This is a genomic window from Janibacter sp. FSL W8-0316, assembly GCF_038004165.1.
GTDB classification, from domain to species: domain Bacteria; phylum Actinomycetota; class Actinomycetes; order Actinomycetales; family Dermatophilaceae; genus Janibacter; species Janibacter indicus.
In genome coordinates, this window is sequence record NZ_JBBOQX010000001.1 from 1,658,400 (window position 1) to 1,679,829 (window position 21,430).

The following is a 21,430-nucleotide window of genomic DNA, read 5'->3' on the forward strand; positions in this document are numbered from 1 at the left end:
CCATGCCGCGCCCGCCACGCACCGCCGCGCTGACCGTCCTCGTCGTCGACGACGAGGCCCCGGCGCGCAACGAGGTGGCGTGGCTGCTCGACCAGGACGAGCGCGTCGGCCGCGTGCTCACCGCCTCGAGCGGTACCTCCGCGCTGGCGGCCCTCGAGCGCGAGCACGTCGACGTCGTCTTCAGCGACATCTCGATGCCCGGGCTCGACGGCATGCAGCTGGCCCGGGTCATCCGCCGCTTCAGCGAGCGGCCCCAGGTCGTCTTCGTCACCGCCCACGACACCCATGCCGTCGACGCCTTCGACCTCGACGCCGTCGACTACCTGATGAAGCCGGTCCGCCCCGAGCGCATCGGCGAGGCGGTGCGCCGGTGCCTGGCGGCCACCGATCGCGACGACGAGCCCGAGGCCACACCCGAGGACGACGAGACGATCCCCGTCGAGCTCGGGGGTGTCACCCGCTTCGTGCGCCGCAGCGAGATCCGGTGGGTGCAGGCCCAGGGCGACTACGCCCGGCTGCACACCCCCACCGGCTCGCACCTCGTGCGCATCCCCCTCGCGACCCTCGAGGAGCGGTGGGCCGAAGCCGGCTTCGTGCGCATCCACCGTTCGACCCTGGTCTCGACGCGGCACATCAGCGAGATCCACAACGACGGCGGTCGCTGCACGGTCCTCGTCGACGGCACCGAGCTGCAGGTGAGCCGCCGGCACACCCGCCACCTGCGCGGCACCCTGCTGCGCCCCCGCGCCACGACGGACGAAGGGTGACCAGCCCACCCCAGCGTGTGCGCGTCATTCGGACCCGACGCCCTTCGCGCACGCCCCGACGCCGCACCGTCCGCGAGGAGATCGTCGACGAGTCACGTCTCGGGTCGACCTACGTCAACTCCCTGCGCCGCGCCCAGCTGCAGCTCTCGCTCGGCACCCTCGCTCTCGGGGTCGCCACTCTGGGGGCGCTTCCGGTGATCTTCGCCCTCGCCCCGGCCGCCCGCCGGGTCTCCGTGCTCGGCCTGCCCGTCGCCTGGCTCCTCCTCGGGGTCCTCGTCTACCCGGGCGTCGTCCTCGTCGCCCGCTGGTACGTGCGGGCGACCGAGCGGCTCGAGGCGGAGTTCAGCGACCTCGTGAGTCGCCGATGAACCAACCGCTCAGCGTCGTCGCCATCGCCCTCGTCTGCCTGGTGACGCTGACGCTCGGTGCCCTCGGCCTGCGCCTGGCGAAGGGGACGAGCGACTTCTACGTCGCGGGCCGCACCGTCACGCCCTGGCGCAATGCCAGCGCCATCGGCGGCGAGTACCTCTCTGCCGCAAGCTATCTCGGCGTCGCCGGGCTGGTCTACGAACGCGGGGTCGACATGCTGTGGATGCCCGTGGGCTACACGGTGGGCTACCTCGTGCTGCTCATCCTCGTCGCCGCCCCCCTTCGTCGCTCCGGTGCCTACACCCTGCCCGACTTCGCCGAGAGCCGACTGGAGTCCGCGGCACTGCGCCGCGGCTGCGCCCTCCTCGTCGTCGGCATCGGCTGGCTCTACCTGCTGCCACAGATGCAGGGCGCCGGGCTCGCGCTGCGCCACGTCAGTGGTGCACCGACCTGGGTCGGCGCCACGGTCCTCACGGTCATCGTCACGCTCAACGTCGTCGCAGGGGGCATGCGCTCGGTGACCCTCGTCCAGTCGGTCCAGTACTGGGTCAAGCTGTCCGCGATCGCGGTCCCCGCCTTCGTCCTGCTGGCGGTCTGGCAGCGCGGCGGCGCACCCACGCCGCAAGCGGACAGCTCCTGGTGGGAGCCGCTCACGTCGGCAGACCAGACCTCGCGGACCCTCTTCACGACCTACAGCACCCTCGCAGCGCTCTGCCTGGGCACGATGGGTCTTCCGCACATCGCCGTGCGCTTCTACACCAACCCCGACGGTGTGGCCGCACGCCGCACGACGGTCTCCGTCCTGGCGCTGCTGTCGCTCTTCTACCTCTTCCCGCCGGTCTACGGCGTGCTCGGTCGCGCCTACCTGGCCCCCTCGGAGATCTCCGACGACCCCAGCCGCACCGTCGTCCTCGCCCTGCCGGCAGCGATGCTCGACGGTCTCGACGGTCAGCTCCTCACCGCCATGGCCGCCGGGGGCGCTTTCGCCGCCTTCCTCGCCACCGCGTCGGGCGTGACGATGTCGGTCGCCGGTGCCATCGACCAGGACGTGCTCCGCCCGCTCACCGCCCGCCTCACCCACGGCGACGCCGGCCCGGCCGCCTCCTTCCGCATCGCCGCGGCGTCAGGGGTCCTGGCCCCCTTCGTCGCGGCCGTCACCGCCGCCCCGGTCGGCATCTCGTCGGCGGTCGGCCACGCCTTCGCCATCGCCGCCGCGACCTTCGCACCGCTGCTGATCCTCGGCGTCTGGTGGCCACGACTGACGGCGAAGGGAGCCGCCGCGGGCATCACCGTCGGCGGCGTGAGCACCACCCTCGCCGCGCTCGTCTCGGTCACCGACAGCGCGCCCGACGGGTGGGGCGGCGCCCTCGTCGCCGCGCCGACGGCCTGGGCGACACCGCTCGCCTTCGCCGTGACCGTGGCGGTCTCCCTCGTGACACCACGGCCGCGGCGGTGGGCGCGGACGATGACCCGACTGCACGCCCCCGAGGACGTCCTCGCCGGCGCCTGACCGCTCGTCGTCCCCACGCCACCGTTCACCGCACGACGCCTGCCCGCACGGCGACGTCAGGCCCCGCCGACCGCGGCACCCGACGCACCTCCCCCACCCGAGGTGTGGGCTGCGCCACTGTGGGCGCGTTCGGCCACCGATGTCCGAACCCACCCACGACCCGGAGGTGAGCCCATGAGCAACGACGCTCAGCCGCTCGGCGAGCGATACATCGCCGTGCAGGAGTCGCAGGAGTTCGGCCAGCTGCGCCGGACCTTCCGCAACTTCGTCTTCCCCGTGACCGCGTTCTTCCTCGCGTGGTACTTCCTCTACGTCCTGCTGTCGATGTTCGCCCCCGGATTCATGGGCACCAAGGTGCTCGGCAACATCAACATCGGCCTGATCCTCGGGCTCGGGCAGTTCGTCACGACCTTCGCCATCACCATCCTGTACATCCGCTGGGCCGGGCGGGTCTTCGACCCCGCCGCGGAAGCCCTGGCCGAGCAGGTCGGTTCGCACGAGACCCCGGAGGTGGACGGATGAGCACCCTCGTCCCCGCGGCGACCCAGACCGGGTCCGCCACGCTCAACATCACGATCTTCGTCGTCTTCGTCGTCGTGACCCTGGCGATCGTCGTCAAGGTCGCGGCCGGCCACAAGACCGCGAGCCAGATGTACACCGGCGGCGCGTCCTTCTCCGGCCGCCAGAACGGCCTGGCCATCGCCGGCGACTACCTCTCCGCGGCAAGCTTCCTCGGCATCGCCGGCGCCATCGCCTTGCAGGGCTACGACGGCTTCCTCTACTCGATCGGCTTCCTCGTGGCGTGGCTCGTCGCGCTGCTCCTCGTCGCCGAGCTCTTCCGCAACACCGGCCGCTTCACGCTCGCCGACGTCCTGTCCTACCGCCTGCAGCAGCGGCCGATGCGCATCGCGACGGCCACGTCCGTGCTCGCGGTCTCCTTCTTCTACCTGCTCGCCCAGATGGCCGGCGCCGGCGGCCTCGTCTCGCTGCTCCTCGGCGTCGACGGAGCCTTCGCGCAGAATGCCGTCATCGCGGTCGTCGGCATCGTCATGGTCGCCTACGTGATGATCGGCGGCATGAAGGGCACGACCTGGGTCCAGATGATCAAGGCCGTGCTGCTCATCGCCGCGACCGCGATCATGACCGTGTGGGTGCTCGGGATGTTCGGCATGAACTTCTCCTCGCTCATGCAGGAGGCCGTCGACAAGAACCCCGCCGCCGGCGAGAAGCTCCTCGAGCCGGGCCTGAAGTACGGCGTCAACCTCACGACCAAGATCGACTTCATCTCGCTGTCGCTGGCCCTCGTGCTCGGCACCGCCGGCCTGCCCCACGTGCTCCAGCGCTTCTACACGGTCCCGACGAGCAGGCAGGCGCGCAAGTCCGTCGAGTGGGCGATCTGGCTCATCGGCGGCTTCTACCTGCTGACCCTCGTCATCGGCTACGGCGCCGGCGCCCTCGTCGGCCCGGAGGTCATCAACGCCGCGCCGGGCAAGGCCAACGCCGCTGCGCCGCTGCTCGCCTACGAGCTCGGTGGTTCCTGGCTGCTCGGCATCGTCTCCGGCATCGCCTTCGCGACGATCCTCGCGGTCGTCGCCGGCCTGACGATCACGGCGAGCGCGAGCTTCGCGCACGACCTGTACAACCAGGTCTTCAAGCACGGCAAGGCCACCCAGGAGGAAGAGGTCAAGGTCTCGCGCTACGCCGCGGTCGGCACCGGTGTCGTCGCCATCCTCGGCGGCATGCTGGCCAAGGACCAGAACATCGCCTTCCTCGTGGCGCTGGCCTTCGCCGTCGCGGCGAGCGCCAACCTGCCGACCATCCTCTACAGCCTCTTCTGGAAGCGCTTCAACACCCGGGGTGCGCTGTGGTCGATGTACGGCGGCCTCGCGTCGGCGCTCATCCTCATCGCCTTCTCCCCCGTCGTCTCCGGGTCCGAGACCGCGATGCTCAAGAACGCCGACTTCGACATCTTCCCGCTGGCCAACCCCGGCCTGATCTCCATCCCGCTGGGCTTCTTCCTCGGCTGGCTGGGCTCGGTGACGAGCCAGGAGTTCAACCGCGCGAAGTACGCGGAGATGGAGGTGCGCAGCCTCACCGGTCACGGCGTCGCCGAGGTCATCGACCACTGACCGATCACCAGCACCACCCCACGGGCGAAAGGGGGGAGAGCCGCGGCTCTCCCCCCTTCGTCATGTCCTCAGGCGTTGGCCGGGACGTTCGTGCCGGCCCCGCGGCGCCGGATGGCCGGCACGGTCCCGGTCGCCCCGTCGCCGGTCGGCTCGTCGGCCCCCAGGACCGTGAACCCGTGGTCCGCGATGAGCGCGAGGTCCTCCTCCGCTGCCTGTCCCTCGGCGGTGAGGTAGTCGCCGAGGAAGATCGAGTTGGCCACCTGCAGGGCCAGCCCCTGCACGCCGCGCAGGTGCATCTCGCGGCCCGCCGCGATCCGCAGCTCGGCGGCCGGCGCGAGCAGTCGCGCGGCGGAGAGGATGCGCAGGCAGCGCAGCGGGGTCAGCTCCCACGTCTGCTGCTTGGGCGTCCCGTCGAAGGGGATGAGGAAGTTGACCGGGATGGAGTCGGACCCCATCTCCCGCAGGGCGACCAGTGCCTCGACGAGCTGTTCGTCGCTCTCCCCGAGGCCGGCGATGAGGCCGCTGCACGCCGACAGCCCGGCTCCCTGGGCCATGGCGACGGTACGCACCCGGTCCTCGTAGGTGTGCGTCGTGACGATGGAGTCGTGGTGCGACTGCGCGGTGTTGATGTTGTGGTTGTAGGCGTCGACACCCGCCTCGCGCAGGCGCTCGGCCTGACCGTCGCGCAACAGCCCGAGGCAGGCACAGACCTCGACCTCGGGGTGCTCCTCCTTGATCGCGCCGACCATCCCCACGACCCGCTCCACGTCACGGTCGGTGGGGCCGCGACCGCTGGCGACCATGCACACACGCGACGCGCCTCCCCGCACCCCGGCCCGGGCCTGGTCGAGCGCCTGGTCCTCCTTGAGCCAGGTGTAGCGCAGGATCTCGCTGGTCGACCCGAGCGCCTGGGAGCAGTAGCCGCAGTCCTCGGGGCACAGCCCGGACTTGAGGTTGACGAGGTAGTTGACCTTGACGGTCATCCCGTAGTGGGCCCGCCGCAGCCGGGCCACTGCGGCGACCGCGTCGAGCACGTCCTCGTCCGGAGCGCGCAGCACCGTCAGTGCCTCCTGCGGCGTCGCCTCGGCGCCGGCGAGTACCCGCGCGACGATCTCGTCGTAGGTGGTCATGGTCTTCCCTTCATCCGTGTCTTCCGGTCTGGTCATCGCCCACACCTCGGGCGTGGAGCGCCTCCCCCCGCAGCCGCGCGTCACGCACGACCCGCACGACGAAGGGGGTCAAGGTCGCCCTGGGGTCGCGCTCCAGCCCGCGTGCCCGCGCCGCGTCCCGCGTCTGCCCGGCCGCCTCGGCGGTGGCCGGCACGGCCCGCAGCACGAGCGAGATCGCCAGGGCGACGCGGTCGGGGCGCACGCCGAATCGGCGGAGCGGGCGCAGGGCCCGCTCGACGGTGTCGAGCATGTCGTCGACCCGGGTCGTCGCCGTGACGAGGTGTGCGAGCAGGACGAGTGCCACGAGGTCACCGACGGTCTCGGCGGCGCGGGGCCAGCCCGCCTGCCAGGTGAGCCAGGCACCGAGGGCGAGCATCACGAGGACGAGTCCGCGCAGGGTGGTCGCAAGCACCCTCACGGGGGTGCCAGCAACGACGAGGAGGGTGAGCGCAGCACCCAGCGCGAGTGCTGCCCACAGCCAGCCGCCAGTGATGGCCAGCCCGACCCCCACGGCGGCGAGCAGGGTGAGCTTGGCACCCGCCGGGACCCGGTGGACGAGCGAGCTCCCGGGACGGTGCACCATCAGGAGCATGCGGCCACCCGGGCGCGATAGTGGTGGACGACGTCGGCCGCGGGTCCGTCGGCCACGACCCGGCCGCCGTCGACGAGGAGTGCCCGGTCGCACCGACCGGCGAGCTCGAGGTCGTGGGTGACGAGCAGGACCTGCTGCGGCAGCCCCATGAGCAGGTCCCCGACGCGCCGGGAGGCCGCCAGGTCGAGCAGCGTCGTCGGCTCGTCGGCGACGAGGACGTCCGGGCCGGTGGCCAGGACGCTCGCCAGGGCGAGCAGCTGGGCCTGCCCACCGGAGAGGGCGTGGACACTGCGGTCGGCCAGACCCGCCAGTCCGTGCTGCTCGAGCACCTCGGCCACGGCAGCGTCGCGGTCACGTCGGTCGGGTCGCGTGGCCCGCAGCGACAGGGCCACGTCCTCGGCGACCGTCGGCATGACGAGCTGTGCGTGCGGGTCGGTGAAGGTGAAGGCCACCCGGCGCCGCACCTCGCGGCCGCGACGTGCCACGTCGACGCCGTCGACGTGCACGGCCCCCGTCGAGGCGGTGACGAGCCCGTTGACGAGACGGGCCAGAGTCGACTTGCCGGCGCCGTTGGGGCCGATGAGCGCCACGCGGGACTCGCTGACGAGCAGGCTCGTCTCGTCGAGCACGAGCAGGTCGCCGGTCGCCGTGGGCCGGCGGACGGTGACCCGGTCGAGCTCGATGCGGGCCATCAGGCGCGGCGACGCAGCAGGTCGGGGAAGGCGCGGTGCACCGCGCCCGCGACGAGCACGGTGGCCGCGAGCTTGACCAGGTCACCGATCCAGAAGGCGCCGTCGACGGTGGCGGCCGCCTGCCACCCGAGCCCCGCCCGCAGGTGCAGGCCGACGATGCCGGCGGCGTGGACGACCAGGAGCGCGAGCAGCCCTCCTGCGGTGAGCACCCACACGGTGCCGCGACCGGCGCGCCGGACCGCGACGGTGGCGACGGCCCCGATGATCGCCGCCCCGACGACGAACCCGAGGATGTATCCCCCGGTCGGGCCGACGAGGACCGGCAGCCCGGCCTTGCCGTTGGCGAAGACGGGCAGCCCGACCGCCCCGACGAGTATCCACAGGAGGACCGCGAGCGCGCCGCGTCGAGCCCCGAGGACCGCGCCGGCGAGGAGGACTCCGAAGGTCTGCAGCGTGATCGGCGCGAAGACCGAGAGGTTGACCGCGGGCAGGACCGAGCAGACCGCGATCAGTGCGGCGAGGGAGGAGACGAGGGCCAGGTCGGTGCTCGCCGTGGCGGCCCGGGCGGCCGGTGCTGTGGTCATGCTGCCGATTCCCCTCATGTGAATGAACGCCGTTCACCCAAGTGAACGGCGTTCAGATTAGGGCCCTCGATCACGTGTGGTCAACTGGACCCCCGATCTCGACCCGCTCGAAGGGAGCGCCCGTGCCGCCGACGCGACGGACCCGCCAGCAGCCGCTCTCCCACGAGCGGATCGTCGCCACCGCCCTCGGCCTGCTCTCCCGGGTCGGCCTGCCCGACCTGACGATGCGCGCCATCGGCACCGAGCTCGGGGTGCAGCAGAGCGCGCTGTACCACCACTTCGCCAACAAGCAGGCGATGCTCGGAGCCGTGGCCGACGAGATCCTCGCGCGCGCCCCGCGCCCGTCGACACCCGACGACGCCCCCTGGCAGGCGCGGGTGCAGGAGCGCTGCACGCAGCTGCACGCAGCAGTCACCGCCTACCCCGACGGGGCGGACCTCGTGATGAGCATGTGGGCCTTCGGGATGGGCGGGCAGACCCCCTTCGACGAGCTGTCCCTCCTGCTGCGCGAGGCCGGCATCTCCCCGGCCGTAGCGCCGACCGCCGCACGCACGCTGCTGCACTTCGTCTACGGGCACGCCTACGACGAGCAGTCGCACGACGTGGCCGCGCGCTCGGGGATCCTCACCGCCGAGCGCGAGCCGAGCGACTTCGGCACCGGTCTGCGCATCCTCGTCTCGGGCATCGAGGCGCTCCTACCATGACGTGCGAAGGGGGAGGCCGCGGCCTCCCCCTTCGCACGTCAGGCGTGTCGGTGCGTCACTTCGTCCAGACGATCGCGCCATCGTCGGCGTAGTCACCGTCGTAGGGCGAGTACTGCGCCCCGCTGACCTCCTGGCCGCCCTGGACCATCGCGACGTCGCAGGTGGTCTCGGTGTCGCCGGGGCCGAAGTCGTCAGGCACCGAGTTGCGGTCGCACTTGGCGAAGGGCGAGGTGCCGATGATGACGAGGGTGGACGCCTTGCGGCCATCGCTGGTGATCGGGTCGACATCATCGAGGACGTCGCCGCCGAGGTCCGCGGAGGAGTCGGTCCCGGTCATCGTGTACTGCACGTAGACCGGCGTGTAGCCCTTGTACTTGTCGGCGTCCTTGAGCTGCGACAGGTCGGCACTCGACCCCTTGGTGACCTCGGTGACCGTCAGCTCGAGGGTCGCGCCGTCGTCGCCCTGCGGGATCACCGCGGTCTCGCCGAGCTTGAGCTCGGTCCCGGGCTTGGTGAGCTCCGCCGCTGGAGCGTCGTCGCTGTCCTCCTCGGACTCGGGCGACGTCGTGTCCTCGCTCGTGGTCTCCTGCGCGGGAGTCTCCTCGGCCGAGGTCTCCTCGCTCGGGGACGCGCTGTCGCTCGTCGCCGAGCTGCTCGGCGTCGCGTCCGTGGCCTCGTCGGAGCCACAGGCGGTCAAGCCCAGGGCGGCGGCTGCCAGGAGCCCTGCGGCTCGCATGCGTCGGCTCGTCATGACGGAATTCCCTTCTCGTCGAGGGGTACTGCCCCCTCCCTGACGAGGACGCTAGCGGTCAGCCCGTCGCGGCTGACACGGGGAGCAGTCCCCTGCGCACGGCCTCGTGGCGCAGCGCTGCGGCCGCCTCGTCGTCGACGGTCGCGAAGAAGTCGCCGACGACGTCCTCGAGGTGGTCGATCGACCGGGCGGCGAAGAGCACCGGCTGGTAGGCGGTGATGTCGTAGTTGAGGGTGCCCATGTCGGCGAGGTCGAGCTCGCGGATCTCCATCTGCCCGAACTCCTGGATCTCGCCATAGCTCGAGAGGATCCCGGCTCCGTAGGCCTTGAGGTCGCTCCCCTCGTGCATGACCCCGAACTCGATCGAGAACCAGAAGACGTCGGCCACGAGCTTCATGGCCTCGTCGGTCTGCAGACGCAACGAGGCCCGGCCCGCGGCCTCGGTGATCGCGGCCAGACGGGGGCTGGCGAGCTGGTTGGCGTGCCCGATGACCTCGTGGATGATGTCCGGCTCGGGCGTGTAGAGCGGCTCGCTGCCATGCCTGAGGTACTGCGTGGAGTTGAAGGTGCGGGCCCCCAGGTCGGCATAGAAGTCGCGCAACGGGACCAGACCGGGCGCACAGACGTAGGACCAGTCGGTGATGGGCACGAGCCGCTCGCTCACCTCGGCCAGCTGGGGCACGTGATCCGTCGGCAGGTCCAGCCGTACCTTGGCCTCGAGGTACTCACGGTGGGCGTGGCGCTCGTGCAGCGGAGCGAGCTCGGCACTCACCCGGCGCCAGATGTCGTGCTCGGCGTCGGTGTAGTCGATGGTCGGCACCGGCTCGTGCCCGCGGTCCCAGCCGAGCGCGGCGCCGGCGATCTCGCCGCGTCGGCGCAGGTAGTGCGCGTCGTCGCGCCCCGGGTGCGTGTCCGCAAGATGGACCTCGACGGTCCCGTCCTCGTGCTCGGTGACGGGCGAGTACAGCTGTCCCTCGGTGAACACGTCAACCACCTCCTTGTGATCACCCCACGGTCGCAGATGGCCGCTGAGTGCACCACGGTTCCGCGACACGCTGGGCATTGTGCACACCCGAGGCGAAGGGAGGTCCGCTCACCGCTGCGCACTGTGCCCACCCCCTTCTTCAGGACCGCTCGTCGTGCGACGGGCCGCGTCCGGCGACGTCGTGGGACCCCGCCGTTGTGCTCCTGACGGGCGCAGGAGAGGCTAGGTGGTGGACACAGGTCCGCGCGACGGAGCGCGGCCACTCGACGAGGAGGACATGTGACGGACTACGCCCCCACCCCCGAGTTCACCGAGCAGGCCGTGGGTCAGGCCTCGCTCTACGACGAGGCTGCCGACCACGAGGCCTTCTGGGCCGCCAGGGCCAGGGAGTACGTCACGTGGAGCCAGGACTTCGGCACCACCCTCGACTGGAGTGACGCCCCCTTCGCCAAGTGGTTCGTCGGCGGTGAGCTCAACGCCAGCTACAACTGCGTCGACCGCCATGTCGAGGCCGGCAACGGCGACCGGGTGGCCCTGCACGTCGTCGGCGCCAACGGCGACGACCGCACCATCACCTACGCCGACCTCCTGCGTGAGGTGAGCAAGGCAGCCAATGCCCTCGAGTCCCTCGGCGTGACGAAGGGGGACCGCGTCGCCATCTACATGCCGATGATCCCCGAGGCCGTCATCGCCATGCTCGCTTGCGCCCGCATCGGTGCCCCGCACTCGGTGGTCTTCGGAGGCTTCTCCTCCGACGCGCTCAAGGCACGCATCGAGGACGGCGAGGCCAAGCTCGTCATCACCTCCGACGGCCAGTTCCGCAAGGGCAAGGCGATGCCGCTCAAGGAGGCCGTCGACCGGGCCGTGCCCGGCACGACCGCCGGCAAGGTGCTCGTCGTCAAGCGCACCGGCATAGACGTCGAGTGGCACGACGAGCGCGACGTGTGGTGGCACGACGTCGTCGACAGCGCCTCCGACCAGCACGAGGCTCCGGCGCACGACAGCGAGCACCCGCTCTTCATCCTCTACACCTCCGGCACGACCGGGAAGCCCAAGGGGATCCTGCACACGACGGGCGGCTACCTCACCCAGTGCGCCTACACCAATGCCGTCGTCCACGACGTCCACCCGGAGACTGACGTCTACTGGTGCACTGCCGACATCGGGTGGGTGACCGGCCACAGCTACATCGTCTACGGCCCCCTCGCCAACGGCGCGACCCAGGTGCTCTTCGAGGGCACCCCCGACAGCCCGCACCAGGGCGTCTTCTGGGAGATCGTCGAGAAGTACAAGGTGAGCATCCTCTACACGGCTCCCACGGCGATCCGCACCTTCATGAAGTGGGGCGCGGACATCCCCGCCAAGTACGACCTGTCGTCGATCCGCGTCCTCGGGTCCGTCGGGGAGCCGATCAACCCCGAGGCCTGGCGCTGGTACCGCGAGCACATCGGCGGCGGCAGCGCCCCGATCGTCGACACGTGGTGGCAGACGGAGACGGGCGCCATCATGAACTCCCCCCTCCCCGGGGTCACCACCCTCGAGCCGGGCAGCTCCCAGCGACCGATCCCCGGCATCAGCGCCGAGATCCTCGATGACGAGGGGCAGCCGCTCACCGAGCCCGAGCAGGTCGGCTACCTCGTCCTCACCAAGCCCTGGCCCTCGATGCTCCGCGGCATCTGGGGCGACCCGGAGCGCTACAAGGACACCTACTGGAGCCGCTTCGGCCCGGAGTACTACTTCGCGGGCGACGGCGCCAAGTACGACGCCGACGGCAACATCTGGATCCTCGGGCGGGTCGACGACGTCATGAACGTCTCCGGCCACCGGCTCTCGACGGCCGAGATCGAGTCGGCGCTCGTCTCGCACCCCCGGGTCGCGGAGGCGGCCGTCGTCGGTGCCAGTGACGAGACCACCGGTCAGGCGGTCGTGGCCTTTGCCATCCTGCGCCAGGACGGAGAGACCGGAGGAGCCGAGGGTGACGAGCTCGTCCAGGAGCTGCGCAACCACGTCGGCCAGCAGATCGGCCCGATCGCCAAGCCACGGCAGATCATGATCGTCGACGAGCTGCCCAAGACCCGCTCGGGCAAGATCATGCGCCGGCTGCTCAAGGACGTCGCCGAGAACCGTGAGGTCGGTGATGTGACGACCCTGGCGGACTCATCCGTCATGAACCTCATCAAGGACGGCATGGCCAAGCCCTCAGGCGACTGACCGAGGCGCAGAGCGACGAAGAGGGCCCCACCGAGTTGGTGGGGCCCTCTTCGTGTGCCTCGAGCTGGGCAATGGGGCTCTTCACCGATGAGTGTGGGGTGAGCGCGACGCGCCGGGGCGTGGGGTAAGGGTGGAAAGGGTCGAGGCCCTCGAAGATCAGAGGACTCTTACCTCTCCTGATCGCAAGGACCTCGACGATGCCCGAGCCTACGTTGTGCTGCCGTGTGCGCGGCGGCTACTGCGACCGTTGCGACGTGCTCGTCGGACTACCCGGGCTGCATGTGATCGCTGTCGAGCAGCACGGTGACGACCGGTTAGTCGTGACGGTGGAGTCGGCTCCGGAGCCGATGGGATGCCGCTCCTGCGGGGTCATCGCCCGCGGCCACGGACGGGTGGAGGTGCGCCTGGTCGACGCGCCGGCGTTTGGCCGGCCGGTGCGGATCATCTGGCGCAAGCGCCGCTGGCTGTGCCTGGAGCCCGCGTGCGGGGTCGGCTCGTTCGTGGAGCAGGACGACGCTGTCGCGACGCCTCGCGGGTTGTTGACGGCCCGGGCGTGCCGGTGGGCGATCGAGCAGATCCGCCGCGAGCACGCCAGCGTCAACGGGGTACGGCGCCAGCTCGGGACAGGGTGGCGGACCGTGTGGGAGTCGATCCGGCCGCTGCTGCAGGCCGCAGCCGACGACGTGTCGCGCTTCGAGGGGGTCGCGATCCTCGGGGTCGATGAACATGTGTGGCATCACGTCTCGACCAAGCCGATCGAGGACGGCGGACGCGGCCCGAAGGAGCTGACCGGGATGGTCGACCTGACCCGTGATGCGGGCGGGCGCACCAGGGCCCGGCTGCTCGACCTCGTCCCGGGTCGCTCCGGCGCCGTGTACAAGGACTGGCTCGACCAGCGCGGCCAGGCCTTCCGAGCCCGGGTCGAGGTGGCCACGCTGGACCCGTTCCACGGGTACAAGAACGCGATCGACGACCAGCTCGAGGACGCCCGCTCGGTCCTGGACGCCTTCCACGTCGTCAAGCTCGCCACCGCCGTCGTCGACGACGTCCGCCGACGTGTCCAGCAGCAGATCCACGGCCACCGAGGCCGCAAGAACGACCCGCTGTACCGGATCCGCAACATCCTGCGCGCCGGCGCCGAGAACCTCACCGAGCGACAACGCGCCCGGCTCGAGGCGGCGTGGGCTGCCGACGAACGCCACCTCGAGGTCGAGGTCGCCTGGGTGTGCGCCCAGCAGGTCCGCTCCGCCTACCACCAGGCCACTCATGCTGCCGGGCGAGCGGTCGCCGAGAAGATCCTCGACACCTTCGCCTCATGCCCGATCCCCGAGGTCGCCCGCCTGGGCAAGACCCTGAACACCTGGCGCCGCGAGTTCCTCGGCTACTTCGACACCAACGGCGCCAACAACGGCGGCACCGAAGCCATCAACGGCCTCATTGAGCTCCACCGCCGCGTAGCCCGCGGCTTTCGCAACCGCGACAACTACCGCCTCCGCATGCTCCTCATCGGCGGCGGCCTCAACCTACGACCCCACACTCATCGGTGAAGAGCCGGCAATGGCTCCGAGCCATCACCCACGTGTGCCTGGAATGGCGAAAGCCCCCCAGCGTGGTGGCTGGGGGGCTTTCGTGAATGTTTGTCCGGCTGCGTCCTACTCTCCCACACCGTCACCAGTGCAGTACCATCGGCGCTGAAGGGCTTAGCTTCCGGGTTCGGAATGGGACCGGGCGTTTCCCCTTCGCTATAACAGCCGTAACTCTATGGAAATGCGTGGACAATCATCGTGTCCCGACCGTATCTCGGGAACTGCACAGTGGACGCGAACAATCTTCGTTCTTCTTTAACGCAACAAGGTTGTGTTGTGTATCAAGTTATCGGCTTATTAGTACCAGTCAGCTCCATGCATTGCTGCACTTCCACATCTGGCCTATCAACCCAGTAGTCTACTGGGAGCCTCTCGAACCGTAGTTCATGGAAACCTCATCTTGAGACATGCTTCCCGCTTAGATGCTTTCAGCGGTTATCACTCCCGAACGTAGCTAATGAGCGGTGCCCTTGGCAGAACAACTCACACACCAGAGGTTCGTCCAACCCGGTCCTCTCGTACTAAGGTCAGCCTCTCTCAAGTTTCCTACGCGCACAGCGGATAGGGACCGAACTGTCTCACGACGTTCTAAACCCAGCTCGCGTGCCGCTTTAATGGGCGAACAGCCCAACCCTTGGGAGCTACTCCACCCCCAGGATGCGACGAGCCGACATCGAGGTGCCAAACCATCCCGTCGATATGGACTCTTGGGGAAGATCAGCCTGTTATCCCCGGGGTACCTTTTATCCGTTGAGCGACGGCGCTTCCACAAGCCACCGTCGGGTCACTAGTTCCGACTTTCGTCCCTGCTCGACATGTCTGTCTCGCAGTCAAGCTCCCTTGTACACTTGCACTCGCCACCTGATTGCCAACCAGGCTGAGGGAACCTTTGAGCGCCTCCGTTACATTTTAGGAGGCAACCGCCCCAGTTAAACTACCCACCAGGCAATGTCCCTGATCCGGATCACGGACCGAGGTTAGATAACCAGAACGACCAGAGTGGTATTTCAACGATGACTCCACACACACTGGCGTGCATGCTTCACAGTCTCCCACCTATCCTACACAAGCCGTCCCGATCACCAATACCAAGCTATAGTGAAGGTCCCGGGGTCTTTCCGTCCTGCTGCGCGTAACGAGCATCTTTACTCGTAGTGCAATTTCGCCGAGTTCGCGGTTGAGACAGTGGAGAAGTCGTTACGCCATTCGTGCAGGTCGGAACTTACCCGACAAGGAATTTCGCTACCTTAGGATGGTTATAGTTACCACCGCCGTTTACTGGGGCTTAAATTCTCAGCTTCGCCCAAAGGGCTAACCGGTCCTCTTAACCTTCCAGCACCGGGCAGGCGTCAGTCCGTATACATCGTCTTGCGACTTCGCACGGACCTGTGTTTTTAGTAAACAGTCGCTTCTCCCTGGTCTCTGCGGCCCTTTCCCCTAGCCCGTAAAGAGCTTCAGGGTCCAGGCCCCCCTTCTCCCGAAGTTACGGGGGCATTTTGCCGAATTCCTTAACCACGATTCACTCGATCGCCTTGGTATTCTCTACCTAACCACCTGAGTCGGTTTGGGGTACGGGCGGCTCGAACCTCGCTAGAGGATTTTCTCGGCAGCATAGGATCACCCTGCTTCCCGCTAAAGCGGTCACCATCAGGTCTCAGGATACGTGCCAGGCGGATTTGCCTACCTGACTCCCTACACCCTTGGACGTGGACAACCATCGCCACGCGGAGGCTACCTTCCTGCGTCTCCCCATCACTTGACTACTACCAGCTCGGGTCACGCGTTCCACCCACCAGCGACACCCCGAAGGGCATCTAACGGTGAGCTTCAGGCGCTTAGCATCACTGGATTCATCATGGGCGGTTCTTCGCCGGTTCCGGAATATCAACCGGATGTCCATCGACTACGCCTGTCGGCCTCGCCTTAGGTCCCGACTTACCCAGGGCAGATTAGCTTGACCCTGGAACCCTTGGTTATTCGGCGGACGGGTTTCTCACCCGTCATTCGCTACTCATGCCTGCATTCTCACTCGTGTGGCATCCACGACTGGATCACTCCGCCGCTTCACTCGCCACACGACGCTCCCCTACCCATCAACACGCCTGGACACCACAAGGGTGCCGAGCAGTGTGTCAATGCCACAGCTTCGGTGGTGTGCTTGAGCCCCGCTACATTGTCGGCGCGGAATCACTTGACCAGTGAGCTATTACGCACTCTTTAAAGGGTGGCTGCTTCTAAGCCAACCTCCTGGTTGTCACGGCAACTCCACATCCTTTTCCACTTAGCACACGCTTAGGGACCTTAGCTGGTGATCTGGGCTGTTTCCCTCTCGACTACGGAGCTTATCCCCCGCAGTCTCACTGCCACGCTCTCACTTACCGGCATTCGGAGTTTGGCTAACGTCAGTAACCTGGTGAGGCCCATCGGCTATCCAGTAGCTCTACCTCCGGTAAGAAACACGTGACGCTGCACCTAAATGCATTTCGGGGAGAACCAGCTATCACGGAGTTTGATTGGCCTTTCACCCCTACCCACAGCTCATCCCCTCAGTTTTCAACCTAAGTGGGTTCGGTCCTCCACGACGTCTTACCGTCGCTTCAACCTGGCCATGGGTAGATCACTCCGCTTCGGGTCTAGACCCAGCGACTCATTCGCCCTATTCGGACTCGCTTTCGCTACGGCTTCCCCACACGGGTTAACCTCGCCACTGAGCACTAACTCGCAGGCTCATTCTTCAAAAGGCACGCCGTCACCCCACAAGGAGGCTCCGACGGATTGTAAGCGCACGGTTTCAGGATCTATTTCACTCCCCTCCCGGGGTACTTTTCACCTTTCCCTCACGGTACTTGTCCGCTATCGGTCACCAGGGAATATTTAGGCTTAGCGGGTGGTCCCGCCAGATTCACACGAGATTTCACGGGCCCCGTGCTACTTGGGAACAATCATCTGGAGTCCACACCATTTCGTCTACGGGGGTCGCACCCTCTATGCCGAGCCATTCAAGACTCTTCGACTATGACATGAATTTCTTACTCCAGCCCAGAATGTCAGTCCTGGAACAGAAAGCCCCACAACCCCGAACCTGCAACGCCTGACAGCTATCACACAGACCCGGTTTGGCCTCATCCGCTTTCGCTCGCCACTACTCACGGAATCACTATTGTTTTCTCTTCCTGCGGGTACTGAGATGTTTCACTTCCCCGCGTTCCCTCTACCTGCCCTATATATTCAGACAGGAGTGACTGGACTTGCCTCCAGCCGGGTTTCCCCATTCGGAAATCCTCGGATCAAAGTCTGGTTATCGACTCCCCGAGGCTTATCGCAGATTCCTACGTCCTTCTTCGGTTCCTGGTGCCAAGGCATCCACCGTGCGCCCTTAAAAACTTGAGCCACAAAGATAAAGATGCTCGCGTCCACTGTGTAGTTCTCAACATACGGGCGGCAACCCCACCAACCAGCCACACCCACCCCCACAGGGGAGCAGTATGCAGACCAGGCAAGGCCCACAACCCAACCCCAACAACCGAAATCGTCGAGGTCGTGGTCCATGAAGCTTCACTCGCGTGAACCCTCAGGACCCAACAACGTGTCAGACACCCCACCCCCAAGCCAGCCACTTTCCACCACCACACACCCACCAGCAAAAAACCAGCAGATACCCGGCAGGTACTCGACCCACTCAGAAGCACAATGCCAAATAATCGATGTTCCACCCATGAGCACCTACCGCCGAACACTCGCCGGCGAAATAGGTCCTGGACCACCCAACGGTGGCCAGAGCTCCTTAGAAAGGAGGTGATCCAGCCGCACCTTCCGGTACGGCTACCTTGTTACGACTTAGTCCCAATCGCCAGTCCCACCTTCGACGGCTCCCCCCACAAGGGTTGGGCCACCGGCTTCGGGTGTTACCGACTTTCGTGACTTGACGGGCGGTGTGTACAAGGCCCGGGAACGTATTCACCGCAGCGTTGCTGATCTGCGATTACTAGCGACTCCGACTTCATGGGGTCGAGTTGCAGACCCCAATCCGAACTGAGACCGGTTTTTTGGGATTCGCTCCACCTTACGGCATCGCAGCCCTTTGTACCGGCCATTGTAGCATGCGTGAAGCCCAAGACATAAGGGGCATGATGATTTGACGTCATCCCCACCTTCCTCCGAGTTGACCCCGGCAGTCTTCCATGAGTCCCCACCATAACGTGCTGGCAACATAGAACGAGGGTTGCGCTCGTTGCGGGACTTAACCCAACATCTCACGACACGAGCTGACGACAACCATGCACCACCTGTATACCGACCCAAAGGGGGCAACCATCTCTGGAAGTTTCCGGTATATGTCAAGCCTTGGTAAGGTTCTTCGCGTTGCATCGAATTAATCCGCATGCTCCGCCGCTTGTGCGGGCCCCCGTCAATTCCTTTGAGTTTTAGCCTTGCGGCCGTACTCCCCAGGCGGGGCGCTTAATGCGTTAGCTGCGGCACGGAACTCGTGGAATGAGTCCCACACCTAGCGCCCAACGTTTACGGCATGGACTACCAGGGTATCTAATCCTGTTCGCTCCCCATGCTTTCGCTTCTCAGCGTCAGTAGTGGCCCAGAGACCTGCCTTCGCCATCGGTGTTCCTCCTGATATCTGCGCATTTCACCGCTACACCAGGAATTCCAGTCTCCCCTACCACACTCTAGTCTGCCCGTACCCACTGCAAGTCCGGGGTTGAGCCCCGGATTTTCACAGCAGACGCGACAAACCGCCTACAAGCTCTTTACGCCCAATAATTCCGGACAACGCTCGCACCCTACGTATTACCGCGGCTGCTGGCACGTAGTTAGCCGGTGCTTCTTCTGCAGGTACCGTCACTTTCGCTTCTTCCCTGCTGAAAGAGGTTTACAACCCGAAGGCCGTCATCCCTCACGCGGCGTCGCTGCATCAGGCTTTCGCCCATTGTGCAATATTCCCCACTGCTGCCTCCCGTAGGAGTCTGGGCCGTGTCTCAGTCCCAGTGTGGCCGGTCGCCCTCTCAGGCCGGCTACCCGTCGTCGCCTTGGTGAGCCATTACCTCACCAACAAGCTGATAGGCCGCGAGCCCATCCCCAACCGAAAAACTTTCCAGAAAGTGCCCATGCGGACCCTTCTCGTATCCAGTATTAGACGCCGTTTCCAGCGCTTATTCCAGAGTCAGGGGCAGGTTGCTCACGTGTTACTCACCCGTTCGCCACTGATCCACTCCAGCAAGCTGGAGCTTCACCGTTCGACTTGCATGTGTTAAGCACGCCGCCAGCGTTCGTCCTGAGCCAGGATCAAACTCTCCGTTGATGATCAACACCCCAACACCCACCACCAAAAGCAGCAAGCACCAGGGCCAATCAATAACCCAACAAAGGGCTGAACCATGACTGAGCAAGAACAACCAGCGCAATCGCTGTGTTAATTCATTGTCAACCAAAGGAAAAAAATCATCCGACCAACCACACCCACACCCACAAAGGCAAGGGCACAATCAGCCAAGACGAGGTATTGGCATCGATTTTTGACACGCTGTTGAGTTCTCAAGATTCACACGCACACCCATCACCACCAACCAACCGGCCAGTACTTCAAGGGGCAACTTCTATAACTTACCACTGTCCATGCTTGGGCGCCAACTTCGTGATCCGCTCTTGGAGCGGCCGTCGTTGATCACGCTTGGATCTTCAGCGGTGACCCACCGTAGCAGCGGAGCTGCTCGGTTCCAAATCCGCGGTTCCGACCTGATCGGCCGGATCCGAGTAACTCGGATGGGGGCTGTCAGCTTGCGGGACCGGCCTGCCTGGTGTGACTCTTGCGAGTCACCGCTTGGTGTCCGTTCCTCCCTCTCGGGCTGACGTCGAGAACACTAGATCACCGATGCCGCGGACGCCAAATCGCCTCCGCCGGCGGGCATCCGACCGCGCATCGGCGCCCAGGTGCCCCGCTGGATCATCACTGCGCGCAGCAGGTCCGGACGGTCGGTGATGATCCCGTCGACCCCCATGTCGAGCAGCTCGTGCATCTGCTCCGGGTCGTCGACGGTCCACACAACGACACGCACCCCGAGTCGGTGAGCGCGTCGCACCAGGGACGCCGAGTGGATCGGCAACCGGCCCAGCTGGACCGGGACGTGGGCGAAGCGGCCCCGCACCGCGGCGGCCGGCGGCTGGACGCCGGCCTTCGCCGCAGAGATGAGCGCAACGAGCGAGCGCCATCCCAGTGCGGTGCGAAGGTGCGGTGCCTGCGATGCGAGCAACTGGAGCCAGCCGTCCCACGCGCCGGCCACGCACACCCGCTCGGCGAAGTCGCGACGCTGGAGGAGGCGGGCCATCGGCGCGATGGCCGCACGGTCCTTCAGGTCGACCGTGAAGCGCGCCTCGGGGAAGGTCAGGAGCGCCTCCTCGAGGGTGGGGATCCGCTCGCTGCCGCCGACCCGGACGTGTCGGTCGAGGTCGCCGAGGGTCCGGGCGCCGATCCGCCCCCTTCCGGTCGTGATCCGGTCGAGGGTCTCGTCGTGGAAGCACACGAGGTGCCCGTCGGCCGTGAGCCGGACATCCGACTCGAGGTAGCGCAGGCCGAGCGCCGTCGACATGGCGAAGGCCGCCAGGGTGTTCTCGGGTCCCAGAGCCGCCCCACCGCGGTGGGCGATCGCCAGGGGCTCGGTCTCCTCGCCGTAGCTCATGACTCGATGGTGGACCCCCTTCGCCACCGGATGTGTCCACAACGGGCCGGTGGGGCCGAGGGTTCACCGGGACTTCCACGTGCCGTTGCCGTGCCGTCGCCGCGGCCCGGTGACGTCGCCCGCGGGGAACTCGTGGGTAGGCTGGCGAACGAACAAGGCCACCCGTGGTGGCAGGTCCACGTCCACACGAGCAGGAGCAGCATGAGCAACGATCACGCCCGCACCGGCAGCACCGACCCCGTGACGCGACGTCCCGTCGGTCAGCCCGCCCCCGGGGAGACCGAGCGCACCGTCGGCCAGCTCGTCGCCGACGCCTCGCACGACATCTCCGCACTCGTGCAGAACGAGATCCAGCTGGCCAAGGCCGAGGTCACCAAGGGCCTGGGCTTCGGCGGCAAGGGCGCCGGCCTGCTCGGCGGCGCCGCATTCCTCGGGCTGCTCGGCCTGATCTTCCTCTTCCACACCCTGGCCCGGGTCATCGCGATCTGGCTGCCGGTGTGGGCGGGCTACCTGATCATCACGGTCGTCCTGCTCCTCCTCGCCGCGGCCCTCGGTCTGCTGGGCTACAAGGCCCTGATGAAGGCGAAGGACAACACCGTCCCGCAGCGCGCGATCCGCAACGCACAGGAGACCGTCGCCGCGATCAAGCCGGGCAGCTGAACCCGCCCGACGCTGCGGCCGCCCTCGTCGAGGGC

Annotated in this window: 16 protein-coding genes and 3 rRNA genes; 9 read left to right on the forward strand and 10 right to left on the reverse strand. The window is 66.9% G+C overall.

The annotated features are described in order from the left end of the window. Positions 1–2: 2 nt before the first annotated feature. From NYE39_RS08150 to NYE39_RS08170, 5 genes are all read left to right on the forward strand, one after another. Positions 3–767 carry a LytR/AlgR family response regulator transcription factor gene (locus tag NYE39_RS08150; RefSeq protein ID WP_072626333.1) on the forward strand — a complete coding sequence of 255 codons (765 nt, stop codon included), beginning with the start codon at positions 3–5 and terminating at the stop codon, positions 765–767. Continuing rightward, positions 764–1,135 (forward strand): hypothetical protein, encoded by a 372-nt coding sequence (locus NYE39_RS08155; RefSeq protein WP_072625495.1) that lies wholly within the window; start codon positions 764–766, stop codon positions 1,133–1,135. The genes NYE39_RS08150 and NYE39_RS08155 overlap by 4 nt, the downstream gene beginning before the upstream one ends. After that, positions 1,132–2,646, forward strand: coding sequence for a sodium/solute symporter (locus NYE39_RS08160; RefSeq protein WP_185220852.1), 1,515 nt, complete (start codon positions 1,132–1,134; stop codon positions 2,644–2,646). The genes NYE39_RS08155 and NYE39_RS08160 overlap by 4 nt, the downstream gene beginning before the upstream one ends. Before the next feature lie 174 nt (positions 2,647–2,820). Further along, positions 2,821–3,168, forward strand: coding sequence for a DUF485 domain-containing protein (locus NYE39_RS08165; RefSeq protein WP_185220853.1), 348 nt, complete (start codon positions 2,821–2,823; stop codon positions 3,166–3,168). Beyond that, positions 3,165–4,775 (forward strand): solute symporter family protein, encoded by a 1,611-nt coding sequence (locus NYE39_RS08170; RefSeq protein ID WP_072625498.1) that lies wholly within the window; start codon positions 3,165–3,167, stop codon positions 4,773–4,775. The genes NYE39_RS08165 and NYE39_RS08170 overlap by 4 nt, the downstream gene beginning before the upstream one ends. A 68-nt stretch (positions 4,776–4,843) precedes the next feature. On the opposite strand, the gene bioB is transcribed toward NYE39_RS08170, so the two are convergent. From bioB to NYE39_RS08190, 4 genes are read right to left on the reverse strand one after another with little or no spacing between them, the layout of a single operon-like run. Then, complete coding sequence (gene bioB, locus NYE39_RS08175; protein WP_341012373.1) at positions 4,844–5,905, reverse strand: biotin synthase BioB; 1,062 nt, start codon at positions 5,903–5,905, stop codon at positions 4,844–4,846. A gap of 10 nt (positions 5,906–5,915) precedes the next feature. Further along, complete coding sequence (locus NYE39_RS08180) at positions 5,916–6,536, reverse strand: energy-coupling factor transporter transmembrane component T (RefSeq protein WP_341012374.1); 621 nt, start codon at positions 6,534–6,536, stop codon at positions 5,916–5,918. Then, positions 6,527–7,228, reverse strand: a complete 702-nt coding sequence (locus NYE39_RS08185) for an energy-coupling factor ABC transporter ATP-binding protein (RefSeq protein ID WP_341012375.1) — start codon at positions 7,226–7,228, stop codon at positions 6,527–6,529. The genes NYE39_RS08180 and NYE39_RS08185 overlap by 10 nt, the downstream gene beginning before the upstream one ends. Further along, positions 7,228–7,812 carry a biotin transporter BioY gene (locus tag NYE39_RS08190; RefSeq protein ID WP_185220855.1) on the reverse strand — a complete coding sequence of 195 codons (585 nt, stop codon included), beginning with the start codon at positions 7,810–7,812 and terminating at the stop codon, positions 7,228–7,230. The genes NYE39_RS08185 and NYE39_RS08190 overlap by 1 nt, the downstream gene beginning before the upstream one ends. Positions 7,813–7,934: 122 nt before the next feature. On the opposite strand from NYE39_RS08190, the gene NYE39_RS08195 reads away from it, so the two are divergent. After that, complete coding sequence (locus tag NYE39_RS08195) at positions 7,935–8,516, forward strand: TetR family transcriptional regulator (RefSeq protein WP_185220856.1); 582 nt, start codon at positions 7,935–7,937, stop codon at positions 8,514–8,516. Between the two features lie 55 nt (positions 8,517–8,571). On the opposite strand, the gene NYE39_RS08200 is transcribed toward NYE39_RS08195, so the two are convergent. Continuing rightward, positions 8,572–9,267, reverse strand: a complete 696-nt coding sequence (locus NYE39_RS08200) for a hypothetical protein (protein WP_072625503.1) — start codon at positions 9,265–9,267, stop codon at positions 8,572–8,574. A gap of 58 nt (positions 9,268–9,325) precedes the next feature. Then, a complete protein-coding gene (locus tag NYE39_RS08205) occupies positions 9,326–10,252 on the reverse strand; it encodes a phenylalanine 4-monooxygenase (protein WP_341012376.1) in 927 nt (308 codons plus the stop codon). Between the two features lie 279 nt (positions 10,253–10,531). Here NYE39_RS08205 and acs point away from each other — a divergent pair, with 279 nt between their 5' ends. Then, a complete protein-coding gene (gene acs, locus NYE39_RS08210) occupies positions 10,532–12,463 on the forward strand; it encodes an acetate--CoA ligase (RefSeq protein WP_341012377.1) in 1,932 nt (643 codons plus the stop codon). Positions 12,464–12,660: 197 nt separating this feature from the next. Then, on the forward strand, positions 12,661–14,010 hold the full coding sequence (locus tag NYE39_RS08215; protein WP_234993782.1) for an ISL3 family transposase: 1,350 nt from the start codon (positions 12,661–12,663) through the stop codon (positions 14,008–14,010). Positions 14,011–14,102: 92 nt separating this feature from the next. Here the strand turns inward: NYE39_RS08215 and rrf are convergent. The 4 genes from rrf to NYE39_RS08235 all read right to left on the reverse strand — a co-directional run bounded on the left by rrf (position 14,103) and on the right by NYE39_RS08235 (position 20,735). Then, positions 14,103–14,219 (reverse strand): 5S ribosomal RNA (gene rrf / locus NYE39_RS08220). A 107-nt stretch (positions 14,220–14,326) separates the two neighbouring features. Further along, positions 14,327–17,439: ribosomal RNA gene (locus tag NYE39_RS08225) — 23S ribosomal RNA — on the reverse strand. 398 nt (positions 17,440–17,837) lie between these two features. Beyond that, positions 17,838–19,360 (reverse strand): 16S ribosomal RNA (locus NYE39_RS08230). Together the 16S, 23S and 5S rRNA genes form the textbook arrangement of a ribosomal RNA operon. Positions 19,361–19,919: 559 nt before the next feature. Beyond that, a complete protein-coding gene (locus NYE39_RS08235) occupies positions 19,920–20,735 on the reverse strand; it encodes a glycerophosphodiester phosphodiesterase family protein (RefSeq protein ID WP_341012378.1) in 816 nt (271 codons plus the stop codon). A 201-nt stretch (positions 20,736–20,936) separates the two neighbouring features. On the opposite strand from NYE39_RS08235, the gene NYE39_RS08240 reads away from it, so the two are divergent. Further along, positions 20,937–21,395, forward strand: a complete 459-nt coding sequence (locus tag NYE39_RS08240; protein ID WP_192910824.1) for a phage holin family protein — start codon at positions 20,937–20,939, stop codon at positions 21,393–21,395. Positions 21,396–21,430 lie beyond the last annotated feature (35 nt).

Coding starts and splice junctions, on each gene's coding strand:
- NYE39_RS08215 (WP_234993782.1), top strand. CDS start 12,661: ATGCCCGAGCCTACGTTGTGCTGCCGTGTGCGCGGCGGCTACTGCGAC.
- NYE39_RS08150 (WP_072626333.1), top strand. CDS start 3: ATGCCGCGCCCGCCACGCACCGCCGCGCTGACCGTCCTCGTCGTCGAC.
- NYE39_RS08180 (WP_341012374.1), bottom strand. CDS start 6,536: ATGCTCCTGATGGTGCACCGTCCCGGGAGCTCGCTCGTCCACCGGGTC.
- NYE39_RS08185 (WP_341012375.1), bottom strand. CDS start 7,228: ATGGCCCGCATCGAGCTCGACCGGGTCACCGTCCGCCGGCCCACGGCG.
- NYE39_RS08235 (WP_341012378.1), bottom strand. CDS start 20,735: ATGAGCTACGGCGAGGAGACCGAGCCCCTGGCGATCGCCCACCGCGGT.
- NYE39_RS08240 (WP_192910824.1), top strand. CDS start 20,937: ATGAGCAACGATCACGCCCGCACCGGCAGCACCGACCCCGTGACGCGA.
- NYE39_RS08190 (WP_185220855.1), bottom strand. CDS start 7,812: ATGACCACAGCACCGGCCGCCCGGGCCGCCACGGCGAGCACCGACCTG.
- NYE39_RS08200 (WP_072625503.1), bottom strand. CDS start 9,267: ATGACGAGCCGACGCATGCGAGCCGCAGGGCTCCTGGCAGCCGCCGCC.
- NYE39_RS08160 (WP_185220852.1), top strand. CDS start 1,132: ATGAACCAACCGCTCAGCGTCGTCGCCATCGCCCTCGTCTGCCTGGTG.
- bioB (WP_341012373.1), bottom strand. CDS start 5,905: ATGACCACCTACGACGAGATCGTCGCGCGGGTACTCGCCGGCGCCGAG.
- NYE39_RS08170 (WP_072625498.1), top strand. CDS start 3,165: ATGAGCACCCTCGTCCCCGCGGCGACCCAGACCGGGTCCGCCACGCTC.
- NYE39_RS08165 (WP_185220853.1), top strand. CDS start 2,821: ATGAGCAACGACGCTCAGCCGCTCGGCGAGCGATACATCGCCGTGCAG.